This is a genomic window from Halobacterium salinarum DSM 3754 (assembly GCF_008124605.1).
GTDB lineage: Archaea > Halobacteriota > Halobacteria > Halobacteriales > Halobacteriaceae > Halobacterium > Halobacterium salinarum.
Genome location: NZ_VRYN01000005.1, coordinates 42,930 through 68,044, shown reverse-complemented (window position 1 = coordinate 68,044; position 25,115 = coordinate 42,930). Strand labels below are relative to the sequence as shown.

The window sequence follows — 25,115 nt, the reverse complement described above, 5'->3', positions numbered from 1 at the left end:
ATGCGTGGCGGTATCTGCACTACGAATACGTGGCGACGCCGCGCCGAGGCGGGCGTCGCCTCTGGTGGTGGCCGTACAAGGAGTTCGTGAATATGGTTCGGCGGGCTGCGTGGACGGCCCTCGCGGTGCGTCGGGCCGTCCCCGCGAATCGGCCACCTGACGACCGGTTCCACCGGTAGTCACCGACCGAGCAAGCTCCCTTCAGGAGTGGCAACGCTGTCGCGTCGGCGGCTGACTGCCGCCGACAGCGACAGCTCCCTCTTCGATCAGCGTTGCTCGACCGTTACTGACGACTCATCACAACAGAACAGATGGCTCAGGTCAGGCTAACTGGCGATGCTTTGTGAGGTACTGAATCTGGCTTGAAGACGACTACGACGTCAAAACGGCGTACAGCGGAACTGAGGCGATCGACGCCATCGACCCCACCATCGATGTGGCACTGCTCGACCGCCAGATGCCGGACGTGTCCGGCGACGACGTGCTCGACGAACTCCGCGAGCGCGGGATCGAATGCCGGGTCGCAATGGTCACCGCAGTCGAACCGGAGTTAGACATCATCGGCCTCGGGTTCGACGACTACCTCCAGAAGCCGGTCGACAGGGACACGCTGCTTGAGACGGTTGGACGGTTGCAGCGCCGGTCGACGTACGACGACACCGTCGCCGAGTTCTTCGCGGCAGCGCGCAAGCAAGCACTCCTCTCGGAGTCGGACGACCCGACGATCACCGACTCCGCGGAGTTCTCCGCCCTGGAATCGGACCTCGCGAGCCTCCGGGACGACCTCGACGACGTCGTCGCGGACTTCGACGACGCGGACTACGAGGTGCTGTTCCGGCAGCTATCGGGTCCCGACGGCGACACTGATGACGGGTAGCCGACGGGACGCCGCCACCGTCCTGGAGTCTGCGGCCGCAATCACCACCGCGACCAGCGTGGACCGCGTTTTCGACGCGCTCGTCGAGGCGGTCGACGATGCGGTCGCGGCTCCCGCCTGCGTCGCCACCGCCGCCGCCGACGGGCTATCGGTCCACGGGTGGACCGGCGACGCCGATCCCGAGACGCTGGCCACCCAGCCGGCGGCCCGCGCCCTGGACTCCGGGACCGTCGTCCGCACCACCGCTCGCGACGCGGTCACGGTGCCGGTCGACGACCACGCAGTCGTGCAGGTGTTCCAGCCCCCCGCAGCCGGCGGCGACGACACCGTGGCAGTGCTCACGCAGCTCGCCGCCCACGCCACGAGCGCGATCCAGCGCCTCGACGCCCAGCGCCGCGCCGAGGCCAGCGAGCAGCGCTTCCACGCCCTCTTCGAGGCAGCCGACGACGCCCTCGTCCTGTACGGCATCGAAGACGGTACTCCGACCGCGATCACGCACGCCAACGAGTCGGCGAACGCGCTGTTCGAGTTGCCGGCACCCGGGCTGTGTGGGCACCGCCTCCCAACGCTCGTGGACGCGGCGGCCGACGCGTTCGCGCCGGGCAACAGCAGCCGCAGGATCACCACGACGGTGACCGCGACGGACACGGTGGTCACGGTCATCGTCCATCCGCTGCCGGCGGCCAACGGCGTCGACGCGTTCGCGGAGCTGCGGGACGTCACCGAGCACGTGGAGCGCGAGCGCGCGCTGACGAGCCTCCACGACGCCACCCGCCGGATGTTCGACACCGAAGACCGGGAAGCGATCGCGTCGATCGTGATCGACGCCGCAACGGCGCTCATCGACCTGCCCCACGTGGGCCTGTTCTTCGCGGACGCGGACGCGCTCGTGCCCGCCGCTGCGGCCGACGCCGTCACCGGCACCGATCTCCCGGCGTTGGAAGCCGGCGACAGCATCGCCTGGGAGGTCTACACCGACGGCACCCCACGGTGGGTGACCGAGGTGCCCTCCCACCCGAACGTCGCCAACGCTCGGACGAAGATCCAAGAGGAGTACCTGCTCCCGCTCGGTGACCACGGCGTCCTCATCGTCGGTGCCGAACGCTCGGGCGTTCTGTCGCGCCTGGACCGCGACCTCGCCGGCATCCTGGCGGCGAACGCCACCGCCGCCCTCGATCACGCGCGCCACGCGCGCCACCTCCGCGACCGGGAGACCGACCTCCGCAGGGAGCGCAACCGGCTGCACGCCCTGTTCGAGAACGTCCCCAGCCCCACGGCGAGCTTCGTCATCGAGGACGGCGCGCCCATCGTGCAGTCAGTCAACAACGCCTTCGAGACGGTGTTCGGGTGGACGGAAGCGGATCTTGCGGGCGAGAACATCGACGAGTACATCGTCCCCAATGACACCCGCGGGGACGCCGCGGCGTACAACCGGAAGATGAAAGCCGGGGAGACGGTCAACGTTGAGGTCCAGCGCCGGACCACCGACGGCGTCCGCGACTTCCTGCTTGACGTCGCGCCGTTCCGGCTGGCCGACCCCAGCGTGCACGGCTTCGCCGTCTACACCGACATCACGGACCGCAAGGAACGCGAGCGCGAGCTCGAACGCCAGAACGAGCGCTTGGAGGAGTTCGCAAGCATCGTCAGCCACGACCTCCGCAGCCCACTGAACGTGGCCCGCGGCCGGGTCGAGTTGGCCGAAGAGACGGGTGCCAGCGAGCACTTCGACCGCGCCACGCAGGCCCTCGACCGCATGGGCACGCTCATCGAGGACGTGTTGGCGCTGGCGCGCCACGGCAACAGCCTCGACGACACCACCGCGGTGGCGCTTGCCGAGGCCGCCACGGACGCCTGGCAGACCGTGGCCACGACCGCCGCCACCATCGAGGTCGCGGACCCACCGACGGTCCAAGCCGACCCGACCCGGCTCCGGTCCCTACTCGAGAACCTCTTCCGGAACGCCGTCGAGCACGGACGCCCCGATGCGGGCGAGCCGCCGGTCGACGGCGCCCCGATCACCGTGACCGTCGGCGCGCTCCCGGACGCCGACGGCCCCGGGTTCTACGTTGCTGACGACGGCGTCGGCGTGCCGCCGGACCGACGCGACGTGGTCTTCGAATCCGGGACGACGTTCAGCGACACGGGAACCGGGTTCGGGTTGGCCATCGTCGAGAACGTCGTGGACGCACACGGGTGGCGGGTCACGCTCACCGACAGCGCCGACGGCGGGGCGCGCTTCGAGTTCCGCACCGACGGCACGCCGCCGGGCGCGCCCTTCCGGACGTAGGACGACTACGGCGGGTTCGCGTCGGTGTCCGGGGACTGCTCGTGGGCGGCCGTCGAGAGCACGGTTTCGAGTTCGTCTACGGCCACCCAGATGTCCTCGTGGCTGACGTAGTACGGCGACGGCGCCACCCGCAGCACGTCCGGCGGCCGAACGTCGACCGCAACGTCGCGCGCATCGAGGGCGCGCGCGACGCTCTCGGCGTTGGGGTGGGTGAGCGTGACGTGGCCACCGCGGCGCTCGGCCGCACGCGGCGATCGCACGTGGCAGTCCGGCACGTGGGCGTCCACCAGCCCGATCACGTACCACGTCAACGCCACCGAGTGTGCGCGGAGCTCAGTGATCCCGACCGCCGTACTCACGTCCAGCGCGCCGAACAGCGGCGCGGCGGCGTACACGTCGACCGGTGTGTGTTGCCACTCGGCGGCGTGGGAGGCGGCCGCCCCCGTGGACGGTGGGTCGTCGGGGGTCAGCCACGCCGTGCGCGCCGGCGCGGAGATGTCGGCGTTGTCGTCGTGAACGAACAGCCCGGCGACGGCACCCGGGCCGGCGTTCAGGTAGCGGTGACTGGACCACACCCCGAAATCGACGACGCTGCGGTGGAGCGTGTGGTCGACCACGCCCGCCGAGTGCGCCAGATCAAAGCCGACGTACGCGCCGTGACTGTGCGCGATCTCGGTGATCGCGTCGACAGCGAGCAGTTGGCCCGTCCACGGGCGCACGGACGGCAGGTACACGACCGCCGTGTCGTCGGTGACTGCGTCCGCGACCGCGGCCGGCGTGATGGCACCGGCGCTGTCCGCAGCCACGGTCACGACGGGGCTGGCCGGCTCCTCGCCGGTGGCACCCGCGGCACCCTCGGGGACCACCACGGTGTCGCCGTCGGCGGCACGCCGGAACCCGGTGACGAGCCGGCGCGCAATCGTCCTCGGCGACCCGCCGGCGGCGACACACTCCGACGGCTTCGCGCCGATGAGTCCCGCCACGCGATCCCCCAGCAGCTCGGCGTAGTCGGCCCACGCCGGCTCGGCGTTGGTCCACGCCCCGTCGCCACGGGCGCGCCACTGGTCGACCGCCCGCTGCAGTGTCGCCGCTGCGTCGTCACCGTGGGCCCCGAGCGTCGCGGCGGTCAACGCGACGCCGTCGCCGGGCGGCTCGAAGCGCTCCCGGAGCCCGGTGAGCGCGGCGTCCGCGTCCCGCATTCGCGCTGCCGACCGCGACGCGTCGAACGCCCCGTCGTCCATACCTGCCTCCTGGGGTGTCAGACCGATAAACGTGGTGCCGGCTGGCACGCTCCCGCCGGCGTGGCCAGTGTTGGACCGGAACCCATACCTCCGCCGGTGCCCGTAGCACGCGTATGAACCGCCGCGCGTTCCTCACCGCAAGCGCCGGGCTTGGAAGCACCGCCGCGCTCGCAGGCTGCCTCGGCGCGCTTGGCTTCGAGCGCCAGTCGGCGTGGCGCGACCCGCCGCTCGCCGAGGACCGCCCGGACAGCGTGTACTATCCGGCGGTCGTCGAAGGCATGAGCGTCTACGGCACTGACAGCAGCGGCCGCGTCGGGTTCGCGCTCATGCACTCGTTCCCACACCGGTTCTGGACGGTCACCGGCACCGCACAGACCAAGGTGGTCGTCGACGCCGAGGACACCGTCCACCTGATGGCGACCGTCTGGGACACCGAGTCCGGGGCGATCCTGCCGGTGGATCCCTCCATCACGATCACTGACGACGACGGTGCGACTGTCGGCACCACGACGCTCTGGCCGATGCTCTCCCCGAACATGGGGTTCCACTACGGGGACAACGTCGCGCTCCCGGGGTCGGGGACGTACGACGCCACGCTCACAGTCGGCCCGGTCGGCATCACGCGCACCGCGCCGTTCGGCGACGCGTTCGATACCGGCGCGTCCACGACCATCCCGTTCACGTTCGACCCGGCGGACACCTACAACCTCGAATACCGACGCCTCCGCGACCGGGCCGGTGACCCCGGGACCGTCGATTTGATGTCGATGGACGGGGTGCCGGAGCCGGTTGCGCCCGCGGAGTCGGCGCTGCCCGGCACGGTTCTCGGAGCGCCATCCGTCGACGGCATGGAGCTGGCGGTGTCCGTGGTGCGCGACGGCGCGCGGTTCGGTGCCGACGGCCAGCCGTACGTGGTGGTGTCCCCACGCACCCCGTACAACCGCATTCTCCTCCCGCGGATGGCGCTGTCACTGACCGCGACCGACGCCAGCGGTGTCACGCGCTTCGACGGCGCGCTGGCCCCCTCGCTCGACCCCGATCTCGGTGCCTACTACGGCGCGCCGGTCGAGGGGCTTGCGGGCGGCGAGACACTCACGATCACCGTCGACACGCCGCCGCAGCTCGCGCGCCACGACGGCTACGAGACCGCGTTCCGGGCCGCCGGCGGCACGGCCACGGTGTCCTACCCCACGAACGGCGGCACGGCACCCTGAAGCGACAGCAGCCACAGGCTGACGACGGTGTACCCGATCATCACGAGCACGAACGGGTACTGGCTTTTGATGGCAACCAGTCGCCGCGGGAACACGTCGTAGGCGGCGGTGTGTGCGGCCCACACCGCCAGCAGGTGCCCCGCGAGCACGAACGCGATGCTGGCGGCGTTGAACCAGCCCGGCGGTGACAACACCACGGGGTTCGGCGGCGGCACCAGCGGCGACGCGCTGACGGCAACCATCGCGGGGGCCAACGAGACGGCCAGTGTGGCGTAGTGTGCCAGGTGGTAGCCGGCCGCGACCGCCAGCAGCGGCGGCGCGAACCGCACCGCGAGCGCTCTGCTGGTGAGATACGTCCCCGAGAGCCGGCGCGACCACCGGCCCGCGTACAGGTACGCGCCCAAGAACACGGCGTAGCCGGCGAGGAACACCGCCGTGTACACGACGATCGCGCGGTTGGTCGTGGAGCCGGCCGGCAGCACGGCTGTGAGCGTTCGGATCGTCGTGTCGCCGGCTGTCGTCGTGATGAACCCGCTGTAGGTCAGCTCCCAGACGAGCCCGATGACGAACGCGATGTCCGAGCGGTCCGTGACGACGTCGGGGTCTTGGAGCCGGCTGCCGGGGAGCACGGCCCGCACCCGGTCGGGGTATCGCTGCACGATCCCAACGGCCCCGTAACACCGCAGCATCACCGACACCGGGTCGGCGTTGTGGAACCACGCCTCCGGCCCGACCAGCACCGCGCCGGCGACGGTCACCACGGAGTACACCACCAACACCGTTGCCAGCACCGACGGCACCGTGCTGATCGGGAACACGACTTCCACCCAGACCAACGCGAGCAGTCCACAGACGGCCGGCCACCGCTTCAGGGACGCCGGATACGTGACGAACCCCGACGGGAGCACGGTCGCGATCGCGCGCCACGGGTTCAGGATCGGCCACACGTTGCCCACGACGTACGACAGGATCGGGAGCGCGGCCCGCCCGCCGGCGAACGCGATCAGGATCGTGAAGCTCGCGGTCGGGAGCGCCGGCCCGGTGAACCCGAGGTACACCGCCAACACGAGCACGACCACGCCGAGCGTCCGGCCGCCCCACACGGCCAGCCGGCGCAGGCGGCCGGCCGACGGCAGCGGGTACGACCAGTCGTCGAGGCGCGCGATGAACGCGCGGTCGGTGACGAAACTCGCGAGCAACGCCGACGCCCCGATCGTCGCGCCGCCGGTCGCGAGGTACAACCACCGCGGCACCGCCAAGGTGTCCTTGGGGGACTTCGAGAGCGTGAGGCCGTTGGACGCCCCAACGGTGCCCGCCAGCGCCGCCAGCGCCACACACCACACCACGAACTGCGCGCCGATGCGGACCGCCGGCGTTCGCAGCACGCGCCCGACACCTTCCCAGTCACGCGAGGATGGCATACATGATCAAGAACCCGAAGTACACGAGCACCAGCACTGCCAGCGCTCGGAGGCGGAACGACCGCAAGTCGTTCTCTTCGGCGAGGTATGCGTCTTGGAAGGCCGCCCGTTCGGCGTCGTCGATGCGCTGTGGGTGGTCGGTGCCCTTGTGTAAGGTCAGCCGCGTTGCCGACGGGAAGGGGCGCTGGCAGTACTCGCAGACGGCTGCCGGCGTCTCACCCGCGGGCACGGCGGTCGCGTGCTGTGCTGTCGTCATGGGGTCAGTATGCAGTGGCTAACAGCCACCGGGTTGAAGATGTTCTGGTCGGGCGTGCTCGCCGGCGCGCTACGGTGCCAGCGGGCGCTCGTCGCCGGTGACGCTGTCCACGATCACGTCGCCGCCGTCGCGGGCGGCGAGCCAGAACAGCTTGTGCGCCGCGACCGGCGCCGACAGCTCGATCTCGGGGGCGGCACCCAGCGAATACGACCGCAGCGTCCACTTGAAGACGGCGTCGCGCGCCAGCGCCCGGGACTGCTCGCGGTCCACGGCGGGCGGCACCACGAGCACGTCGGCGAGTGTTCGGGTGGTTGTCTCCGGGTGGGTGTCCGCGCGCAGCGGGAGCCTGCGGGCGCGGTCGAGGCTGACGACGTACTCGGTGTCGCGGTCGCCGAGGAACCGCCGGCTGATCGTGGCCGTGGCGCGGTAGACGAGATACGGATACGCGACCGCGCCGACCCGGCCGGTTGCAGCCACCTCGTCGCGGCTGATCGCGGGCGCGATCACGTCCAGCGTGGCGTGCTCGCGGACCCGTTGGTCGTCGTCACCCGCGGGGACCGATGGGATCGACTGGCCGCCGTCAGTCGTCATCCGTCCAGTAGTCGGTGTCGGCGACGTGGGACCGGATGCTGTCGTGTTCAGTGATCGGCGCCGGATCGGGGCGCCCGCCGTCGGTGGCGTACTCGCTGCCGTCGCTGTCGTCGTCCGTGATCGCCGCCAACGGCCGATGCATCATGTCGAACGCCTCCGAAACGTCGTCCTGGTCGGGCGGCGTTGTCAACAGCGACACAACCACGAGCACGACCGCGGACACCACGAACGCCGGGAACAGCCCGTACACGGTCAGCATCCCCGACACTGCTGGGTGGACGCTGTTGACCGTCTCCGGCCCCAAGATGGTGGGCCACTGCGTCCACAGGATCATCGTCGCCGTGCCCGTGACCATGCTCGCGACTGCGCCCGCCGCGGTGACGCGGCGCCACCACAGCACGGCGATCAACAACGGCCCCAGCGCCGCGCCCAGCCCGCCCCACGCGTAGTTCAACACCAGCTCGTAGATCGGCGTGTTCCGGGCGACGTACGCGAACCCGATAGACGCGAACCCGATCGCGAGCGTGACGTACCGCGAGTACCGCACCAGCTGGGCTTCGGTTGCCTGCTCGTTCAGGAAGCCGTGGTAGACGTCCTCGACGACGGCGCTCGTCGCGACCAACAGCTGTGAATCCGCACTCGACATCATCGCGGCCAGCGCCGCCGCCAACACGACGCCGGCGACCGCGCTCGGCAGCAGTTCCAGCGTCACCAGCGGCATCGCGTTGTCGGTGTTTTCGAGGCCGCCGAACTGCGTGAGTGCGTACAGTCCCACCAGCGCAGCGCCGATGTACGCGACGAACATGAACAGCTGTGCGACGACCGCTGCGGTGCGGACGTTGCGCACGCGGTCGATCCCCATGAACCGCACCATGATGTGTGGGTTCCCGGGGATGCCCAGCCCGACCGCGGCGTACGAGATGATGCCGAACAGCGCCGCCCAACCGGTCGCGCCGCCGGTGATGCTCGTCAGCGACGCGCCGTTGTCCATCGCCGCGAGGTCGGCGAACGGCAGCCCCCAAGTGGTGTACGCGATGATCGGCAGGATCGCGAACGCCGCGAGGATGATCGCGCCCTGGAAGTAGTCCGACCACGCCACCGCGAAGTAGCCGCCGAGCATCGTGTACCCGACGACGATGACGCCGCCCGCGACGATGCCCACCCACATGTCGACGCCCGTGAGCACGCGCAACAGCGTGCCGGCGGCGACGATCTGCGCGCCGACGTAGCTCCCCTCGAAGACGATCAACACGAACGACGACACCGCCTTCACGACGCCGGTGTCGTCGTTGAGTCGGGTCGCGAAAAACGTCGGCAGCGTCACCGCGCGCACGATCTCGCTGTACTTCCGGAGGCGCTTGGCCAACCCCGCCCACGCCGCGAGGTCCGCGGGGATCATGCCGACGCCGTTGTAGAACGCCATAATGCCCGTGGTGTAGGCGTCACCGGGCACGCCGAGCGTGAGCCAGCCGCTCATCTCCGAGGCGCGCTCGGAGAACCCCGTCACAACCGGGCCCACGTCGCGGCCGCCGATGACGTAATCCCCCACGGAGTCCATGAAGCGACTCGCCCAGACGCCGATCCCGATCAGCACCACGAGGTAGGCGGCGAACGCGCCCAGCACCCACGCGTTCGCGCTCCCGGCGAGCGCGTTACTCACTGTGGTCACCCGTGAGCCCGTATCGCTCTCGGAGCCGCCGCTCGCGGCGCCCCTCCCAAACGTAGTACACCACCAGCGCCACGAGGTAGGCGACGAACGGTGCGAACAGTCCGATCCAGTCGAGTGTCCCGACCGCCATGTTGTCAGCACTGAGAGTCGCCGAACCCTGAAAACCCTAACGTCGTCGGCATGCGTTCGCTGGCGACCGGCTGCCAAACTAACACGACCATGGTCGCCCCCGCTCCGGGGGCGGGATTATTGTCACACAACGAGCGTTACGTTCATTTCCCTGTCCGCCCAAGGTGTTGCCAGGGAATGCGCCGGGATTATTTCGAACTCGACGTGTCAAACGTCGACTGGGTTGCGAACGGCGGCAAACCGAAACAGCCGACGGTCGTGATCGAGTTCACGGGCGATACTGACGCGCTCCGGGACCGCCTCACCGACACCACGGGGGCGGTACTGGAAGCCACGGAGACGGACGCGGCGTTCCGGCTCACGGACGCCGCCGACGACACCGACGCCGCGGGCGTCGTTTCGGTCACGAACCGCGTCACCGGTGATTTCATCCTCGAACTGAACGTCGCCGCCGACGACGTCACACAGTTCGTCCGTGCCGCCCGGCGGTACGGCGAATCCGACGCCGCACGCGACGCCGACGGGCGGTACCGCGTCGAGATCCGGGTCGACGGCACGGAGCTGGTTGTCCACGAGAAGGCCACGTTCCTCGTCTACAGCAGCGACGGCGACCTCCTGCGGGGGCGCAGCCTGATCCCCAGCGGTGTCGAACTCTAACCCCAGATAGGGATAGCTAAGTGTGCGGGCGCGCTGGCGTCGCGCATGGACGACACCGACGACGGTCGTGTCGAGCTGTTCGGGACGGCAGGAATCAGGGGGGACGCGGTCGAGACGGTCACGCCACAGCTGGCCCTGGCTGTCGGCACCGCCGCCGCAACCACCGCGCCCGGCGACACGCCGGAGTTCGTTGTCTCCCGGGACGGCCGCGAAACCGGCCCGGCACTGATCGCCGCGGTCACTGCGGGGCTGGCCGCCGGCGGTGCGCGCGTGATCCGCGGCGGCGTGTTACCGACCCCGGCGCTGGCGTACGCGAGCCGGGGGCGACGCGGCATCCAGGTGACCGCCAGCCACAACCCGCCGTCGGACAACGGCATCAAGCTGTTTGCGGACGGCCGGGAGTACGACAGCGACGCCGAGCGCGCCATCGAAACGCGGGTGGCGGCTGACACGGAGTACGCCGCGTGGGCGGAGTGGGGCAGCGCGGAGTCGGCGACGGTGCGCCCCGACTACCGGGCGGCCGTCGAGGCGTTCGCGCGCGACCACGGCGCGCCCCTCGACGGGACCACGGTCGCCGTGGACTGTGGCAACGGCGTCGCTGCGGTCGCCACCCCCCACGTCCTGCGGGCGCTCGGCGCGCACGTCGTCACGCTGAACGCCAACGTCGACGGGCATTTCCCCGGGCGGCCGAGCAAACCAACGCCCGAGACGGTCACCGACCTTCGGGAGTTCGTCGCCACCGGTGACGCGGCGTTCGGGATCGCCCACGACGGCGACGCCGACCGCATCGTCATCGTCGACGGCGACGGCGACATCGTCCACGAGGACACCATCGTCGCGATCCTCGCCGACCACTACACGCGGACCAGCGACGCCGCCGACCCGGTCGTGGTGACCACGCCGAACGCCAGCGGCCGCATCGACGACCGGGTCACGGCGGCCGGAGGGCGCGTCGAGCGCGTCCAGTTGGGGGCGCTCCACGAGGGCATCGCCGCGGCCCGCGACGACGGCAGCGACGTCGTGTTCGCGGCCGAACCCTGGAAGCATATCCACACTGCGTTCGGCGGTTGGATCGACGGCGTCGCGTCCGCCGCAGTGCTGTCGCGGCTGGTCGCCGACGCCGGCGGTCTCGCGCCGCTCCGCGATCCGGTGACAGAGCGCCCCTACCGGAAGGTCAGCGTCGACTGCCCGGACGAGAAGAAAGCCGCCGTGATGGACGCCGTCGCGGACCGGCTGCCCGACGCCCACCCGGACGCCGACGTGGAAACCGAGTACGGCGTCCGGCTCGCGTTCGCCGACGGATCCTGGACGCTGGTGCGCCCCAGCGGGACCGAACCGTACGTCCGCGTGTACGCCGAGAGCAGCGACGTCGACGAGCTCGTCGACGCCGTTACCGACGTCGTGGCGTCGACCGTCAGCGACGTCTGATCGCGTCGCGGACAACAGCCACACACATATGTCGAAATCGGCCACAGTAGCTGGCGAAAGCGGCACGTTTATCATAACTTGTCACCCTCAACATTGGCACGCATGGCCGATTTCGACCGACGGGAATTCCTGAAACTAGCGGGGGGAACAGTTGGCGCATCGCTGGTCGCAGGTTGTAGTAGTGGCGGCGGCGGCGGCGACACCACGAAGGTCGGCACGGTGTACGGGACTGGGGGTCTCGGCGACGGCTCGTTCAACGACCAAGCCAAACAAGGCCTCGAACGGGCGAAAAAAGAGCTGGACATCACGTACGAGGAGTCCCAGCCGGAGAACAACTCCGAGTTCGCAACCGACCAACAGCAGTACGCCCAGGACGGCAGCTTCGATCTGGTGAACTGTGTGGGGTACGCACAGAAGGACGCACTGGCGACGAACGCCGCTGACTTCCCCGACCAGCGGTGGGCGCTCGTCGACGAAACCGTCGACCAGGACAACGTCGCGAGCTACCGGTTCCGCGAGGAAGCGGGCTCCTACCTCGTGGGCGAGCTGGCGGGGCTGCTCACCCAGCGCGAGTTCAGCGCGGGCAGCGGCGCGACCAACCCCGACGCCACCACGGTCGGGTTCGTGGGCGGCATAGAAACCCCGCTCATCAAGAAGTTCGAAGCCGGGTTCACCGCCGGCGTGAACGACGTCAGCGAGGACATCGACGTGCTGTCGTCGTACGTCGGCAGCTTCAACGACCCGTCGGCGGGCCAGTCACAGGCACGGTCGATGTTCAACTCCGGGGCGGACATCATCTACCACGCGTCCGCTGCGACCGGCGATGGCGTGTTCCGCGCCGCACAGGACATCGGCCGGTTCGCCATCGGCGTGGACCGCGATCAGTCCGTCACCAAGTCGGATTTCGCCGACGTCGTCCTCGCGAGCATGGTCAAGCGCGTCGACACCGCCGTCTACAACGCCATCAACGCGGTCGCCAACGGGAACTTCGCGGGCGGGGAGACGACCCGCCTCGGGCTCGAAGACGACGGCGTCGCGGCGGTCTACGGCGACCAGCTCGGCGCCGAGATCCCGCAGTCGGTCAAAGACGCCGTCTCGAAGAGTCGCACTGAACTCATCGCCGGGGACATCGACGTTCCGACGGAGCCGTAGCCGCACCGACACCCGACCACACTGATGACTTCGATTTCCCTGTCGGGAATCACGAAGCGATTTCCCGGCGTCGTGGCCAACGACGACGTCACGCTGACCGTCGAAGAGGGAACCGTCCACGCGCTGCTCGGCGAGAACGGCGCTGGCAAAACCACACTGATGAACGTCCTCTACGGGCTGTACGAGCCCGACGAAGGGACGGTGTCCGTAGACGGCACCGAACGGGCGTTCGACTCGCCCCGGGACGCCATCGACGCGGGCATCGGGATGATCCACCAGCATTTCATGCTCGTGGACTCGATGACCGTCGCCGAGAACGTCGTCCTGGGCAACGAACCCCGAAAGTGGCGGGGGCTGCGCGTGGACCGCGAGGCCGCTCGGGCCGCCGTCGACGACCTCTGTGACCGGTACGGCTTCGACGTGGACCCCACCGCACGCGTCGCGGACGTCAGCGTCGGCGTCCAGCAGCGCGTCGAAATCCTGAAAGCCCTCTACCGGGGGGCTGACGTGCTCATCCTCGACGAACCGACCGCTGTGCTCACACCCCAGGAGGTGGATGACCTCTTCGAGGTGCTCGGGGAACTCACCGCCGAGGGGAAGACGATCATCTTCATCACGCACAAGCTCGGGGAGGCGCTGCACGCCGCCGACGACGTGACCGTTCTGCGTGACGGCAAGACCGTCGGCGCACTGCCGACCGCGGACACCACCCGCGAAGAGCTCGCCGAGCTGATGGTCGGACGCGAGGTCTTACTCGACATCGACGCCGACGCCGGCGCGCCCGGCGACACGGTGCTCGACGTGGACTCGCTCACGGTGACCGACGGGGACGGCATCGACCGCGTCGCCGACGTGTCCATGCGCGTTCGCGCCGGTGAAGTGTACGGCATCGCGGGCGTCGACGGCAACGGGCAGGCCGAACTCGTCGAAGCGATCACCGGGCTGCGCGTCCCCGACGCCGGGGCCGTGACCTTCGACGGCGAGGACGTGACCCAGCGTTCCCGCCGCCACCACATCGAGGCCGGGATGGCGTACGTGCCCGAGGACCGCCACGAGCGCGGCCTCGTGATGGATTCGGACCTCGTCGCCAACGGCATCCTCGGGAGCCAGCGCGCCCCCGCGTTCACCACCGGGAGCCGCATCGACTGGCAGTCGGCGCGCACGCACGCCACCGACGTCATCGACACCTACGACGTGCGGCCGCGCGACGCCGACGCCACCGCCGCCTCGCTGTCCGGGGGCAACCAACAGAAGTTCATCGTGGGCCGCGAGTTCGAACGCGACCCCGATCTCGTCGTCGTCATGCATCCGACGCGGGGCGTCGACATCGGGTCGACGGAGTTCATCCGCGAGCGCCTGCTTGAGCTCCGCGACGAGGGGACTGCGGTGCTGTTGGTGTCCTCGAAACTCGACGAAGTGACGAGCCTCTCGGACCGCCTCGCGGTGCTGTACGAGGGCCGCGTCATGGACGAAGTCGACCCCGACACCGTGACCGAAGAAGCACTCGGCCTCCTGATGGCCGGCCAACACCCGGAGGAACAATGAGCCAGGACACACCACGATGGCGGCGCGCGATCGCACGGCTTGTCGACGCATCGGTGAAAGAACGCCTCGTCATCAGCGTCGCCGCGCTCGTGCTCGCGGTCGCCGTCGGCTTCGTGATCGTCACGCTCGCCGGGTTGGCGGCCTCGTGCACCACGCACCCCACCATCTTCGGCGTGCGGACGCCGTCGTGTTACGATCCGTTTGCGGTCTACAGCGAGCTGTTCCTCGGCGCGATCGGCCACCCCGAGCAGGTGTTGTTCGGGACCGGCACCTGGACGCCCCTGGATTTCCGGGTGGCGTCGCTGCTCCGGTCCACGACGCTGCTGGTGTTCACCGGGCTCGCGGTCGCAGTGTCGTTCCGCGCGGGCATGTTCAACATCGGGGTGCAGGGGCAGTTGCTCCTGGGCGCGCTCGCCGCCGCACTCGCCACCGTTTACGCCGCCCCGCTCGTTCCGGGTGGCGTTGTCGGGACGCTCGTGCTCGTCCCCGTCGGCATCGTCGCGGGCGCACTCGCGGGCGGCGTCTGGGGAGCGATCCCCGGCGCGCTGAAAGCGTACGCCGACGCCAACGAGGTGATCACCACGATCATGCTGAACTTCGTGGCCGCCAACCTCGCGTACGTCGCGGTGTCGACGTGGTTCACGCCCGCCGACAGCTCGCTGGTGCAGACCGCCACCATTCCGGCCGCCGCCCGGATCCCCAACGTCCCCTTCGGGTTCCAACCACGGGACAACTTCAGCCTCCTCGGCCTGCTGTTCGCGGTGGCGCTCGTCGTCGGCGTCGCGTACCTGCTCGCGCGCACCTCGTTCGGGTACGACCTCCGCACCAGCGGCTCGCAGCCCGAGGCGGCCGCCTACGGCGGCGTCAAGGAGAAACGCACGATGGTCACGAGCATGGGCATTTCGGGCGCGCTCGGGGGTATTTCGGGCGCGATGCTCGTGCTGATGGTGCAGGGGCGGTGGCTCTCGAACCTCCCACAGCTCGGGTTCGACGGCATCACCGTCTCCATCCTCGCCGGCAACAACCCGCTCGGCGTCGGGTTCGCCGCGCTCCTGTTCGGCGTGCTCAAAAGCGGGTCCGCTGCCATCGGGTTCGGGACGAACGTTCCGCCGGCGCTGGTGGACGTGCTCCGCGGACTCATCATCCTGTTCGTCGCGATGCCAGAGTTCTTCAGGCTGCTTGGCGGCCGCCTCGGCGTCGGGGGTGACGTCGATGCGTAAGCCGGACCGCGGCACCCTCATGGCCGCGCTCGGCGGGCTCGCCGCCGTCGTCGTCGCGCTCGGCGTGGTGTTCCCGGGCAGCGTCGCCGGGGAACTCCTCGGCATCGCGTCCCGCCCAATCATGGCGGAGATCGCGCTCCGGCTCGCGGTCCCCATCACGCTGGCGGCGCTGGGCGGCATCTTCGCAGAGAAGTCGGGCGTCATCAATATCGGCCTGGAGGGACTGCTCATCATCTCCTCGTTCACCGCGGTGCTCGTCGCGTGGGCGCTGGGCGGAACCACCAGCGCCGCGCTGTGGACCGGGTTCGCGGGCGGCGTCCTCGCAAGCGTGTTGCTCGCGGGGCTGTTCGCGGTGGTCTGCATCAAGTACGAGGCCGACCAGATCATCGCCGGGCTCGCGGTGTGGCTGGTGGCGCTCGGGCTCGCCCCGTTCGCGTCCTCGGTCGTGTTCGGCGGCAAGAACACGACCTCGATCAACCGCTTCAGCGAGTGGACGGTGCCGGTCCTCCACGACGCGTTCGTGAACTCCGGCGTCGGCATCCTGTCGTACGTCGGCCACGTGCTGTTGCGCGCCAACCCCATCGTCTACCTGATGTTCGGCGCGGTCGCGGTGTCGTGGTACGTGCTCAACCACACCGCCTTCGGGCGGTGGGTGGAGGCCTCCGGGGAGAACCCCAACGCCCTCGACACCGCGGGCGTGAACGTGCATCGCGTCCGGTACGCGAGCGTGCTCGTCTCGGGGCTGCTGTCCGGCATGGGCGGCGCGGCGCTCTCGGTCGGACACGTCGGGTCGTTCGTCGGCAACGGCACCACGATGATCGACGGCAAGGGCTTCATCGCGATCGCCACCTACCTCTTCGGGAACTACAACCCCCTGGGGACGTTCGGGGCCGCGATGCTGTTCTCCGGACTGGAATCACTCCAGATCGGCATCCAGCAGTTCACGCCCTACGAGGTGCCCTCCCAGCTGATTCAAGTCATTCCCTACGTCACGGTCGTCGTGGTGCTCGTGCTCGTGGGTCGCACCCGGATCCCGGAGGCGGCCGGCGAGTACTACGAGTCCGGCGACGACCGCTGACCCGCGCCGGGAACACCGGACTCTTGTCCGTGCTCGAACTGTCATGTGGTATGGACACCGATGACCTCCTTGCGGCGGCCCGTGACGCAACCGCGGCCGCCCACGTTCCGTACTCCGAGTACAAGGTCGGGGCCGCACTGGACACCGCAAGCGGCGCGGTCTACACGGGCTGCAACATCGAGAACGCGAACTACTCGAACAGCCTGCACGCCGAGGAGGTCGCCGTCGGGAAGGCGGTCAGCGCCGGCGACACCGACTTCCAGCGCCTCGCGGTCACGTCGAGCCAGCGGGACGCGGTGACGCCGTGTGGCATGTGCCGCCAGACGCTCGCGGAGTTCGCCGCCGACGACCTCACGATCCTCTGTGACAGCGGCGACGACACCGCCGGCGTGGTCACGTACACGCTCGGCGAGCTGCTGCCGGACACCATCACGGCGTCGAACCTGGACGCGTAGCGCAGCGGGCGCGAACACCAAGACACTTTGCGGGCGCACATCGAAGCGGGTGTATGCCCGGAACGAGCGAGGACCCCAACGACGAGGTCCAATACCACCTGGAAGTCGCCGCCGAGGACATCGCTGACGCCGTGTTGTTGCCGGGGAACCCGGAGCGAGTCGACACCATCACGCCGCTGTGGGACGACCACGAGGAGATGGCCCACCACCGCGAATACCGCACCGCGACCGGCGCGTACGACGGCACGCCGATCTCCGTCACGTCGACGGGCATCGGCTCGCCGTCGGCCGCCATCGCCGTCGAAGAGCTCGCGCGTGCGGGCGCTGACACGTTCATCCGCGTCGGATCGTGTGGCGCGCTCCAGGCCGACATGGAACCCGGCGACCTGGTCATCACGCGCGGCGCGGTCCGTCAAGAGGGCACGACCGACGAGTACGTGCGCGAGGACTACCCGGCAGTCGCCGATCACGAAGTCGTCGCCGCGCTGATCGCCGCCGCCGAACGCCTCGGCCACGACTACCACGTCGGGCTCACGATGTCTGCGGACTCCTTCTACGCCGGCCAGGGCCGCGACGGCTTCGAGGGGTTCCGCGCGCCCGGCGCCGACGCGATGCTCGACGAACTCCGCGACGCGAACGTGAAGAACATCGAGATGGAGGCCGCCGCCATCTGCACGCTCGCGAACGTCTACGGCCTGCGCGCCGGTGCCGTCTGCTCGGTGTTCGCGAACCGCGAGACCGGCGAGTTCCTCACCGAGGGCGAATCAACCGCTTCGGAAACGGCGAGCCTGGCGGTCCACCTGCTCGCGAAAATGGACCAGCGGAAGGCGGCGGCGGGCGTCGACCAGTGGCACGCTGGCATGAGCCTCGACTAATCCGAGTCCACGAGCGCTAGCATGCGCTCGACGTACGCACTCTTCGCCGCCGTGTACGCGCGCCGGTCGTCGGCGTGTTCGGCCGCCAGTTCGCGTTTCAGGTCGGCGTACTCCTCGCGGCGGTCGGGGCTGCTGCGAAGGGCGTCCCGGAACGCGATCTGCTCGCGATAACAGTCGCTGTCCCGAGTGACCAGCGAGAGGTAATGCGTGCGCTCCGAGCGCGGCCCCTTCGCGAGGAACACGCGATCGGGCACGTCGTCGTTCGGCCGGTGCTCGTAGCCGTGAGCCGCCAGCACCACGGCGAGGTCGTCGGCAGTCGAGTCGTCGTCAACGACGGCGAGCACGTCGATGACGGGTTTCGCTGGCAGGCCGTCGACGGCGGTGCTACCCACGTGCTGGAAGTCCAGCACCCGGTCGCCGACGAGTTCGCGGAGGCGCTGGGCCTCGCGCTCGTAGGCGTCGTGCCACGCCGAGTCGTGGGGTTCCAGTTCGACCGTGTCGCGCGCTAGCCCGACCATCACTCACGCGGCCCGGCGTCGTCCGAAAGGAACACACTGTCCTGATCGGAGAAGTACACGTCGAGCGCTCGGAGCGCGCCGACGTAGGCACCGAACGAAAGGACTGTTACCGAGACGAGCGCACCGAGCACGAGCGCAACTAAACCGGAGGGCATACCGGCGCTTCGTCGTGCCGGTACTCGAAAGTTACTGTTCGATTACAGTGCGTCCCACGCCTTCATCGCGCGCGACCACGACGTGATCTTCGCGATCCAGCGCGCCGCCGCGCCCTTCTTCAGCACTTTCGCCGGCATGTTCCCGAACGTCCGGATCGGCGCTGCGATCCCGCTCATCTCCACGTCGTGTGCGATCGCCGTCTCACCCACCGACACCAGGGTGCCCTGGTCCTCGTAGGTCCACGTCTCCAACGGTCGCCCCTCCATGGCGCGCGCGACGTTGCGCGCGACCACGTCGGCGGCCTGCCAGGCGGCCTGCGCCGTCGGCGGCGCGACGTCGTCGTTGCCTTGGGAGATCATCGAACAGTCACCCACGGCGAACACGCGTTCGTCGTCGGCTTGCAGCGTTGAGGACGCCTGCAGGCGGTTGTGCTCGGCGTCCATCTCCACGTCGCTGAGCTCGCTCGGCCCGGTGACGCCGCCGGTCCACACGAACACGTCGTAGTCGAGGCTGTCCCGCTCGTCGAACTCGATGGCGTCCTCGGACGCCGCCGTGATCGGGTCGTCGGTGAGGATGGTCACGCCAGCGTCCTCCAACCGGTGGCGGAGCGCGCCCTGGATCTCGCTGTCGCCCGGCGGGAAGATCTCCGGCAGCGCCTCCACGAGCGTGACATCGATCGGCGCGTTGTGGCGGTCGCGGAACTCAGCGACCTCGCCCGCGCTCTGGATGCCGGACAGCCCCGCGCCGCCGATGACGACGTTCGCCGGGTCGTCACGGGTCGCGTCCTGGGCGGCCTCCCGGACCTGCTCGTGGATCTCCATGGCATCGTCGAGGCTCTTCAGCGTCAGTGGGTGTTCGGCCATCCCCTCGATGCCGTAGGTTGCGGTCTCCGAGCCGATGCCGACGACGAGATAATCGTACGCGACGTCGTCGCCGTCCGCAAGCGAGACGCTGCGCTCGTCGATGTCGATGTCCGTGACCGAATCCTCGATGAACTCCGTGGTTCGGGATTTGATGTCCTCGACGGGGATCGTGATCTTCTCCTGGACGCCCGGATCACGGATCACCCGGTGGGCCTCGTGTAACACGAGGTGGTAGTCCGTGTCGGCCACCCAGACGAGTTCCGCGTCCGGGCCGAGTTCGGACTCGAGCCCTGCGATTGCCCCCGCACCAGCGTACCCCGCACCGAGAACAACAACTCGCGTGGTCATAGCCAGGATTCGGTGGGCCGGTGATACAAAGCCTGCGATAGTGACTCAGTGCGCCGGTTCGTCTGCCGGGGCTTCCATCGCGTCGATCTTCAGGATGACGACGCCTTTCGCGTCGTCTTTCCCGTCGACAGTGCCTGACACCTGGAGTTTCGACAGCGGGGTCGGTCCAACGATCACGCTGTCGCCGTCGTGGATGTCCCGGATGGAGCCACGGAAGTGGACTTCTGCCCGACACAGCTCGGGGTGGTGGACGCTCGTCAGGTTCACTTTCTTGACGTTCACGTCGGTGATGTCCTCGCCCTCGTGGGTCACGGGCACCTCGGCCGCCGAGTCGAGTTGCTGGATGTCGAGCGCCTCGTAGGCGTCGACGGTTGGCTTGTATCCACCTTTCGGCCCCGGGACACCCTCGACGAGCTGGAGTGCTTTCAGGCTCTGCATCTGGTTCCGGATCGTCCCCGGGTTGCGGTCGACCTCATCGGCGATCGCCTCGCCTTTCACCGCGGTCTCCTGTTGGGTGTAGCGGTCGACGAGCGCGCGAAGGACGGTCTTCTGGCTAGCGGTCAGCTCGATTGATGACATGCCGTGGCGTTCGCCGCAGACGTACTTCAAACCCGCGATGGTGTTGATTCCAGTTTATTCGCGGGGCAGCCATCCACACGCTCCTGAAACAGTCTCCCGGGCGGCGGCGTTCGCGAGCGCGGTCGCCGTGGCGCTACTCTTCGCCGTCGGCCTGGTCGGCGGCGCGCACAGAGACCCCCGCAACCTCGTCGCCCGACCCGACGGCCATGATGTTGACGCCCTTCGTGTTCCGGCCCACCGTCGAGATCTCGTCGACGGGCATCTGGATGATCTGGCCGTTCGCGCTCATCACGACGAGACTGTCGTCGTCGCCGACCGCGTCGACGGAGACGACGTCGCCGTTCCGGTCGCCCGTCTTGATGTCCACCAGCCCCTTGCCGTTCCGGGACTGGGAGCGATACTCGCCGATGCGGGTGCGCTTGCCGTAGCCGAACTCGGTGACCGTCAGGAGGCTGCGGTCGTCCTCGGATTCGACCGCGGCGACGCCGGCGATCCGGTCGGCCGCGTCCAGATCCATGCCGCGAACGCCGCGCGCGTTGCGCCCCATCGCGCGCACGTCGCCCTCGTCGAAGCGGATCGCCATCCCCGCCTCGCTGCCGAGGATCACGTCGTGGCTGCCGTCGGTCACCTCGACGTCCGCGAGCGCGTCGCCGTCCTCCAGGTCGATGGCGATGATCCCCGTCGAGAGGATGTTCCCGAACTCGCCGACGCTGGTGCGCTTGACGTAACCGTTCCGGGTCGCCATCGTGAGATACTCGTCGTCGGCCTCGAAGTCGAGGTCGTCGGCGGTGACGACCGCCGAGATCTCCTCCCCGTCGTCGAGATCGAGGATGTTCACCGCCGACGTTCCGCGCGCCGTCCGAGACATCTCCGGCACCTGATAGACTTTCAGTCGGTAGACCTGGCCCTGGTCGGTGAAACACAGCAGGTAGTCGTGGGTGCTCGCCGTGAACACCGTCGAGACGCGGTCGCCGTCCTTCAGATCGGAGCCGATGATCCCCTTCCCACCGCGGTGCTGGGCGTCGAACGTCTCCGCGGGCACGCGCTTGATGTAGTCGCCCTCGCTGAGCACCACCACCGTGTCCTCCTCCGGGATGAGGTCCTCGTCGGCCACCGTGCCCGTGTCCTCGATGAACGACGTGCGGCGCTCGTCGGCGTACTGGGTTTTGATCTCCCGGAGCTCGTCTTTGATCACATCGAGGAGCTCCTGCTCGCTGCCGAGGATCTCTTCGAGGCGCTCGATGCGCGCGGTCACGTCCTCGTACTCGGATTCGATGTCCGCCGCCTCCATGGACGTCAGGCTGCCCAGTTGCATCCGCACGATGTGGTCGGCCTGGTCCTGCGAGAAGTCGAACGCCGACTTCAGCGTCTCCTTGGCGGCGTCGCGGTCCTCGGCGTCCTGGATCAGCTCGACGACCTCGTCCGCGTTCTCCAAGGCCGTCAGCCGGCCGTCGAGGATGTGTGCGCGGTCCTCGGCCTCCCCCAGGTCGTGTTCGCTGCGGCGGCGCACGACCTCCTTGCGGTGGCTGACGTACTCCGCGAGCAGCTCTTTCAGCGTCAACACCTTCGGCTCGCCGTCGACGAGCGCGAGGTTGATGACGCTGAACGTCTTCTCGAGGTGGCTCTCGAGCAGCCGGTTCTCCACGACGTCGGTGTTGGCCTTCTGCTTGAGGTCGATGACGATGCGGACGCCGTTGCGGTCGGACTCGTCCCGCAGGTCCGTGATCCCCTCCAGTTTGCCGTCCCTGACGTCGTCGGCGATGCGCTCGACCAGCGTTGACTTGTTCTGCTGGTAGGGCAGCTCCGTGATGACGATGCTGTCCCTGCGGCCGTTGCTCTCGACGTGGTATTCGGCGCGCATCCGCACGCGACCCCGGCCCGTCTGGTAGGCCTGTTTGACGTCCGCCCGCCCGACGATGTTTGCGGCCGTCGGGAAGTCCGGGCCCTTCACGTACTCCATCAGATCCAGAACCGTGCAGTCGGGGGTGTCGATGAGGTGGATGGTGGCGTCGATGACCTCCCCGAGGTTGTGCGGCGGGACGTTCGTCGACATGCCGACGGCGATGCCCGACGAGCCGTTCACCAGCAGGTTGGGGAACGACGACGGCAACACCGCCGGCTCGGTCAGGCGGTCGTCGTAGTTGGCCTGGAACGCGACGGTGTCTTTCTCGATGTCGGTCAGCAGCTCCTCGGCGATGGGGGCCATCCGGGCCTCCGTGTACCGCATCGCTGCGGCCGGGTCGCCGTCGACGCTGCCGAAGTTCCCCTGGCCGTCGACCAGCGGATACCGCATCGAGAAGTCCTGGGCCATCCGCACCAGCGCGTCGTAGATCGGCGAGTCGCCGTGTGGGTGGTAATCCCCCATGGTGTCCCCGACGATGTTCGATGACTTCCGGTGGCCCGACCCGCTCGTCACGCCGGACTCGTGCATCGCGTAGAGGATGCGACGATGCACGGGCTTGAGGCCGTCCCGGACGTCCGGGAGCGCGCGCCCCGCGATGACGCTCATCGCGTAGTCGATGTACGACTGCTCCATCTCCTCGTCCACGCGCACGTTCTTCACTCGATCCGCCACGTCGTCGGGTACGTCTGGTGATTCGGAACTCATCTTAGATGTCGACCCATTCGGCGTCGCCGGCGCGCTCCTGAATGAACTGTTTGCGTGGTTCGACGGCGTCCCCCATCAACACGGAGAACATCTTGTCCGCGGCCGCCGCGTCCTCGACGGTGATGCGCTTGAGGATGCGGTTCTCGGGGTCCATCGTGGTGTCCCAGAGCTGCTGGGGGTTCATCTCTCCGAGGCCCTTGAACCGCTGGACCTGCGTGGGGTTGCCGTTGCACTGCTCCTCGACGATGCGCTCGCGGTCGGCCTCCGTCATCGCGTCGTAGGTGTTCCCCCGGTATCGGATCCGGTACAGCGGCGGCTGGGCGGCGTAGACGTATCCCGCCTCCAGCAGCGGCTTCATGTGCCGATAGAAGAACGTCAACAGCAGCGTGCGGATGTGCGCGCCGTCGACGTCGGCGTCGGTCATCATGATGATGTTCTCGTAGCGCAGCTCGTCGATGTCGAACTCGTCGCCGATGCCGGTGCCAAGCGCCGTGATGATGTGGCGGAGTTCGTCGTGTTCGAGGATCCGGTCGAGGCGGTGTTTCTCGACGTTCAGGATCTTCCCCCCGAGCGGGAGGATCGCCTGAAACCCGGGGTTGCGGCCCTGTTTCGCGGAGCCGCCGGCGGAGTCGCCCTCGACCACGAACAGCTCGGCGTCTTCGGGGGCTTTGCTCTGGCAGTCCGCCAGCTTCCCCGGGAGGCTCGTGGAGCCCAGCGCGGACTTCCGGCGCGTGAGCTCCTCGGCTTTCTTGGCTGCTTTTCGGGCTTTCGCGGCTTCGACGGCCGTCCGCACGACCGCCTTGGCGGTGGCGGGGTTCTCCTCGAAATACGTCCCCAGGCCGTCGTTGACGGCGCGCTCGACGATGCCGCGGACTTCGCTGTTCCCGAGTTTGGTCTTGGTCTGGCCCTCGAACTGGGGGTCGGGGTGTTTGACGGAGATGACCGCAGTCAACCCCTCCCGGATGTCGTCGCCGGTGAGGTTCTCGCCGTCGAGTTCCGACAGCAGGTTGTTGTCGTTGGCGTAGTCGTTGACGGTGCGCGTGAGCGCCGTCTTGAACCCAGTGAGATGCGTGCCACCCTCCCGCGTGTTGATGTTGTTCGCGAACGCGTGCGTCGACGACTGGACGTCCTCGGAGGCCTGCATGGCGATCTCGACGGAGATACCGTCGTCCTCGCCCTGGAAGTAGATGACGTCGTCGTGCAGCGCATTGCGGGTCTCGTTGAGGTATTCGACGAACTCCCGGATGCCGCCCTCGTACTCGAAGGTGGACTGCGTGGGCTCGTCGCCGCGCTCGTCGGTGAGCGTGATCTCGACGCCGGAGTTCAGGAACGCCAGCTCACGCAGCCGGTTTTCGAGCGTGGAGAAGTCGTACGCTGTCGTCTCGAAGATCTCGCTGTCCGGACGGAACCGGATGAGCGTCCCGGAGTCGTCGCTGTCCCCGACGTGTTGGAGGTCGGTGACCGGTTCGCCGCGCTCGAACTGCTCGCGGTACCGCGCGCCGTCCCGGGAGACTTCCACCGCGAGGCGCTCGGAGAGGGCGTTCACCACGGAGACGCCGACACCGTGGAGGCCGCCGGACACCTGGTAGGACTTCGCGTCGAACTTCCCGCCGGCGTGCAACACAGTGAGAATGACTTCCACCGCCGGTCGGTCGTACTCCTCGTGGGTGGCCACCGGGATCCCACGACCGTCGTCGGTGACGCTCACCGAGCCGTCGTCGTGCAGCGTTACGTCGATTCGATCACAGTACCCTGCAAGCGCCTCGTCGATGGAGTTGTCCACGACCTCGTAGACGAGATGATGCAGACCACGAGCGTCAGTGGAACCAATGTACATCGCTGGCCGCTTCTGGACGGCTTCGAGCCCCTCCAGAACCTGAATTTGGCCAGCGCTGTACTCGCTTTGATCAGACATGAACGTTAGACCACAGTAGACGGTCGGGTGGTA

23 protein-coding genes and 1 pseudogene are annotated in these 25,115 nt (G+C 68.6%); 12 read left to right on the top strand and 12 right to left on the bottom strand.

The window, feature by feature from the left end; translation table 11 throughout:
- From APQ99_RS10030 to APQ99_RS10020, 3 genes and pseudogenes are all read left to right on the top strand, one after another.
- A pseudogene (locus tag APQ99_RS10030) lies at positions 1-179 on the top strand (ISH3 family transposase); the annotation flags it as partial.
- A gap of 176 nt (positions 180-355) precedes the next feature.
- A complete protein-coding gene (locus APQ99_RS10025) occupies positions 356-877 on the top strand; it encodes a HalX domain-containing protein (RefSeq protein ID WP_136361272.1) in 522 nt (173 codons plus the stop codon).
- A complete protein-coding gene (locus tag APQ99_RS10020; RefSeq protein WP_136361271.1) occupies positions 867-3,164 on the top strand; it encodes an ATP-binding protein in 2,298 nt (765 codons plus the stop codon). Before APQ99_RS10025 ends, APQ99_RS10020 begins: the two co-directional genes overlap by 11 nt.
- Positions 3,165-3,169: 5 nt before the next feature.
- On the opposite strand, the gene APQ99_RS10015 is transcribed toward APQ99_RS10020, so the two are convergent.
- On the bottom strand, positions 3,170-4,405 hold the full coding sequence (locus tag APQ99_RS10015; RefSeq protein WP_244289024.1) for an aminotransferase class V-fold PLP-dependent enzyme: 1,236 nt from the start codon (positions 4,403-4,405) through the stop codon (positions 3,170-3,172).
- Positions 4,406-4,518: 113 nt separating this feature from the next.
- Here APQ99_RS10015 and APQ99_RS10010 point away from each other — a divergent pair, with 113 nt between their 5' ends.
- A complete protein-coding gene (locus APQ99_RS10010) occupies positions 4,519-5,619 on the top strand; it encodes an iron transporter (protein WP_136361270.1) in 1,101 nt (366 codons plus the stop codon).
- Here APQ99_RS10010 and APQ99_RS10005 read toward each other — a convergent pair.
- The 5 genes from APQ99_RS10005 to APQ99_RS12610 form a co-directional block, all read right to left on the bottom strand.
- Positions 5,589-7,040, bottom strand: coding sequence for a hypothetical protein (locus tag APQ99_RS10005; protein WP_136361269.1), 1,452 nt, complete (start codon positions 7,038-7,040; stop codon positions 5,589-5,591). The two genes, APQ99_RS10010 and APQ99_RS10005, sit on opposite strands and share 31 nt — an antisense overlap.
- Positions 7,024-7,296, bottom strand: coding sequence for a DNA-binding protein (locus APQ99_RS10000; protein ID WP_136361268.1), 273 nt, complete (start codon positions 7,294-7,296; stop codon positions 7,024-7,026). Before APQ99_RS10000 ends, APQ99_RS10005 begins: the two co-directional genes overlap by 17 nt.
- A gap of 69 nt (positions 7,297-7,365) precedes the next feature.
- The gene (locus tag APQ99_RS09995; protein ID WP_136361267.1) at positions 7,366-7,887 is read right to left on the bottom strand and encodes a hypothetical protein; all 522 of its coding nucleotides are present in this window, start codon (positions 7,885-7,887) and stop codon (positions 7,366-7,368) included.
- Positions 7,877-9,556, bottom strand: a complete 1,680-nt coding sequence (locus APQ99_RS09990) for a sodium/proline symporter (protein ID WP_209000319.1) — start codon at positions 9,554-9,556, stop codon at positions 7,877-7,879. The genes APQ99_RS09995 and APQ99_RS09990 overlap by 11 nt, the downstream gene beginning before the upstream one ends.
- Complete coding sequence (locus APQ99_RS12610; protein ID WP_010902638.1) at positions 9,540-9,686, bottom strand: hypothetical protein; 147 nt, start codon at positions 9,684-9,686, stop codon at positions 9,540-9,542. The genes APQ99_RS09990 and APQ99_RS12610 overlap by 17 nt, the downstream gene beginning before the upstream one ends.
- Positions 9,687-9,862: 176 nt before the next feature.
- Here APQ99_RS12610 and APQ99_RS09985 point away from each other — a divergent pair, with 176 nt between their 5' ends.
- The 8 genes from APQ99_RS09985 to APQ99_RS09950 all read left to right on the top strand — a co-directional run bounded on the left by APQ99_RS09985 (position 9,863) and on the right by APQ99_RS09950 (position 18,095).
- Positions 9,863-10,342 carry a DUF5793 family protein gene (locus APQ99_RS09985; protein ID WP_010902637.1) on the top strand — a complete coding sequence of 160 codons (480 nt, stop codon included), beginning with the start codon at positions 9,863-9,865 and terminating at the stop codon, positions 10,340-10,342.
- A 45-nt stretch (positions 10,343-10,387) separates the two neighbouring features.
- Positions 10,388-11,770 (top strand): phosphopentomutase/phosphoglucosamine mutase, encoded by a 1,383-nt coding sequence (locus APQ99_RS09980; RefSeq protein WP_136361265.1) that lies wholly within the window; start codon positions 10,388-10,390, stop codon positions 11,768-11,770.
- 102 nt (positions 11,771-11,872) lie between these two features.
- Positions 11,873-12,922: a BMP family lipoprotein gene (locus APQ99_RS09975; RefSeq protein WP_136361264.1), complete on the top strand. Its 1,050-nt coding sequence runs from the start codon at positions 11,873-11,875 to the stop codon at positions 12,920-12,922.
- A gap of 24 nt (positions 12,923-12,946) precedes the next feature.
- Positions 12,947-14,467, top strand: coding sequence for an ABC transporter ATP-binding protein (locus APQ99_RS09970; RefSeq protein WP_136361263.1), 1,521 nt, complete (start codon positions 12,947-12,949; stop codon positions 14,465-14,467).
- Positions 14,464-15,687 carry an ABC transporter permease gene (locus tag APQ99_RS09965; RefSeq protein ID WP_010902633.1) on the top strand — a complete coding sequence of 408 codons (1,224 nt, stop codon included), beginning with the start codon at positions 14,464-14,466 and terminating at the stop codon, positions 15,685-15,687. The genes APQ99_RS09970 and APQ99_RS09965 overlap by 4 nt, the downstream gene beginning before the upstream one ends.
- Positions 15,680-16,765, top strand: a complete 1,086-nt coding sequence (locus tag APQ99_RS09960) for an ABC transporter permease (protein WP_136361262.1) — start codon at positions 15,680-15,682, stop codon at positions 16,763-16,765. Before APQ99_RS09965 ends, APQ99_RS09960 begins: the two co-directional genes overlap by 8 nt.
- Positions 16,766-16,815: 50 nt before the next feature.
- The gene (gene cdd, locus APQ99_RS09955; RefSeq protein ID WP_010902631.1) at positions 16,816-17,220 is read left to right on the top strand and encodes a cytidine deaminase; all 405 of its coding nucleotides are present in this window, start codon (positions 16,816-16,818) and stop codon (positions 17,218-17,220) included.
- Between the two features lie 53 nt (positions 17,221-17,273).
- Positions 17,274-18,095, top strand: a complete 822-nt coding sequence (locus APQ99_RS09950; RefSeq protein WP_010902630.1) for a nucleoside phosphorylase — start codon at positions 17,274-17,276, stop codon at positions 18,093-18,095.
- On the opposite strand, the gene APQ99_RS09945 is transcribed toward APQ99_RS09950, so the two are convergent.
- The 6 genes from APQ99_RS09945 to gyrB form a co-directional block, all read right to left on the bottom strand.
- The gene (locus APQ99_RS09945; RefSeq protein WP_209000318.1) at positions 18,092-18,613 is read right to left on the bottom strand and encodes a GrpB family protein; all 522 of its coding nucleotides are present in this window, start codon (positions 18,611-18,613) and stop codon (positions 18,092-18,094) included. The genes APQ99_RS09950 and APQ99_RS09945 overlap by 4 nt on opposite strands.
- The gene (locus APQ99_RS12605) at positions 18,613-18,768 is read right to left on the bottom strand and encodes a hypothetical protein (protein WP_168731185.1); all 156 of its coding nucleotides are present in this window, start codon (positions 18,766-18,768) and stop codon (positions 18,613-18,615) included. Before APQ99_RS12605 ends, APQ99_RS09945 begins: the two co-directional genes overlap by 1 nt.
- 42 nt (positions 18,769-18,810) lie before the next feature.
- Positions 18,811-19,980 carry an NAD(P)/FAD-dependent oxidoreductase gene (locus tag APQ99_RS09940; protein WP_136361260.1) on the bottom strand — a complete coding sequence of 390 codons (1,170 nt, stop codon included), beginning with the start codon at positions 19,978-19,980 and terminating at the stop codon, positions 18,811-18,813.
- Between the two features lie 45 nt (positions 19,981-20,025).
- Entirely contained in the window at positions 20,026-20,559 is a 534-nt protein-coding gene (locus APQ99_RS09935; RefSeq protein ID WP_010902626.1) for an Rrf2 family transcriptional regulator, read from the bottom strand.
- A 133-nt stretch (positions 20,560-20,692) separates the two neighbouring features.
- Entirely contained in the window at positions 20,693-23,167 is a 2,475-nt protein-coding gene (gyrA, locus tag APQ99_RS09930) for a DNA gyrase subunit A (protein WP_136361259.1), read from the bottom strand.
- 1 nt (position 23,168) lies between these two features.
- Complete coding sequence (gyrB, locus tag APQ99_RS09925; protein WP_049928262.1) at positions 23,169-25,082, bottom strand: DNA topoisomerase (ATP-hydrolyzing) subunit B; 1,914 nt, start codon at positions 25,080-25,082, stop codon at positions 23,169-23,171.
- Between the last annotated feature and the right edge of the window lie 33 nt (positions 25,083-25,115).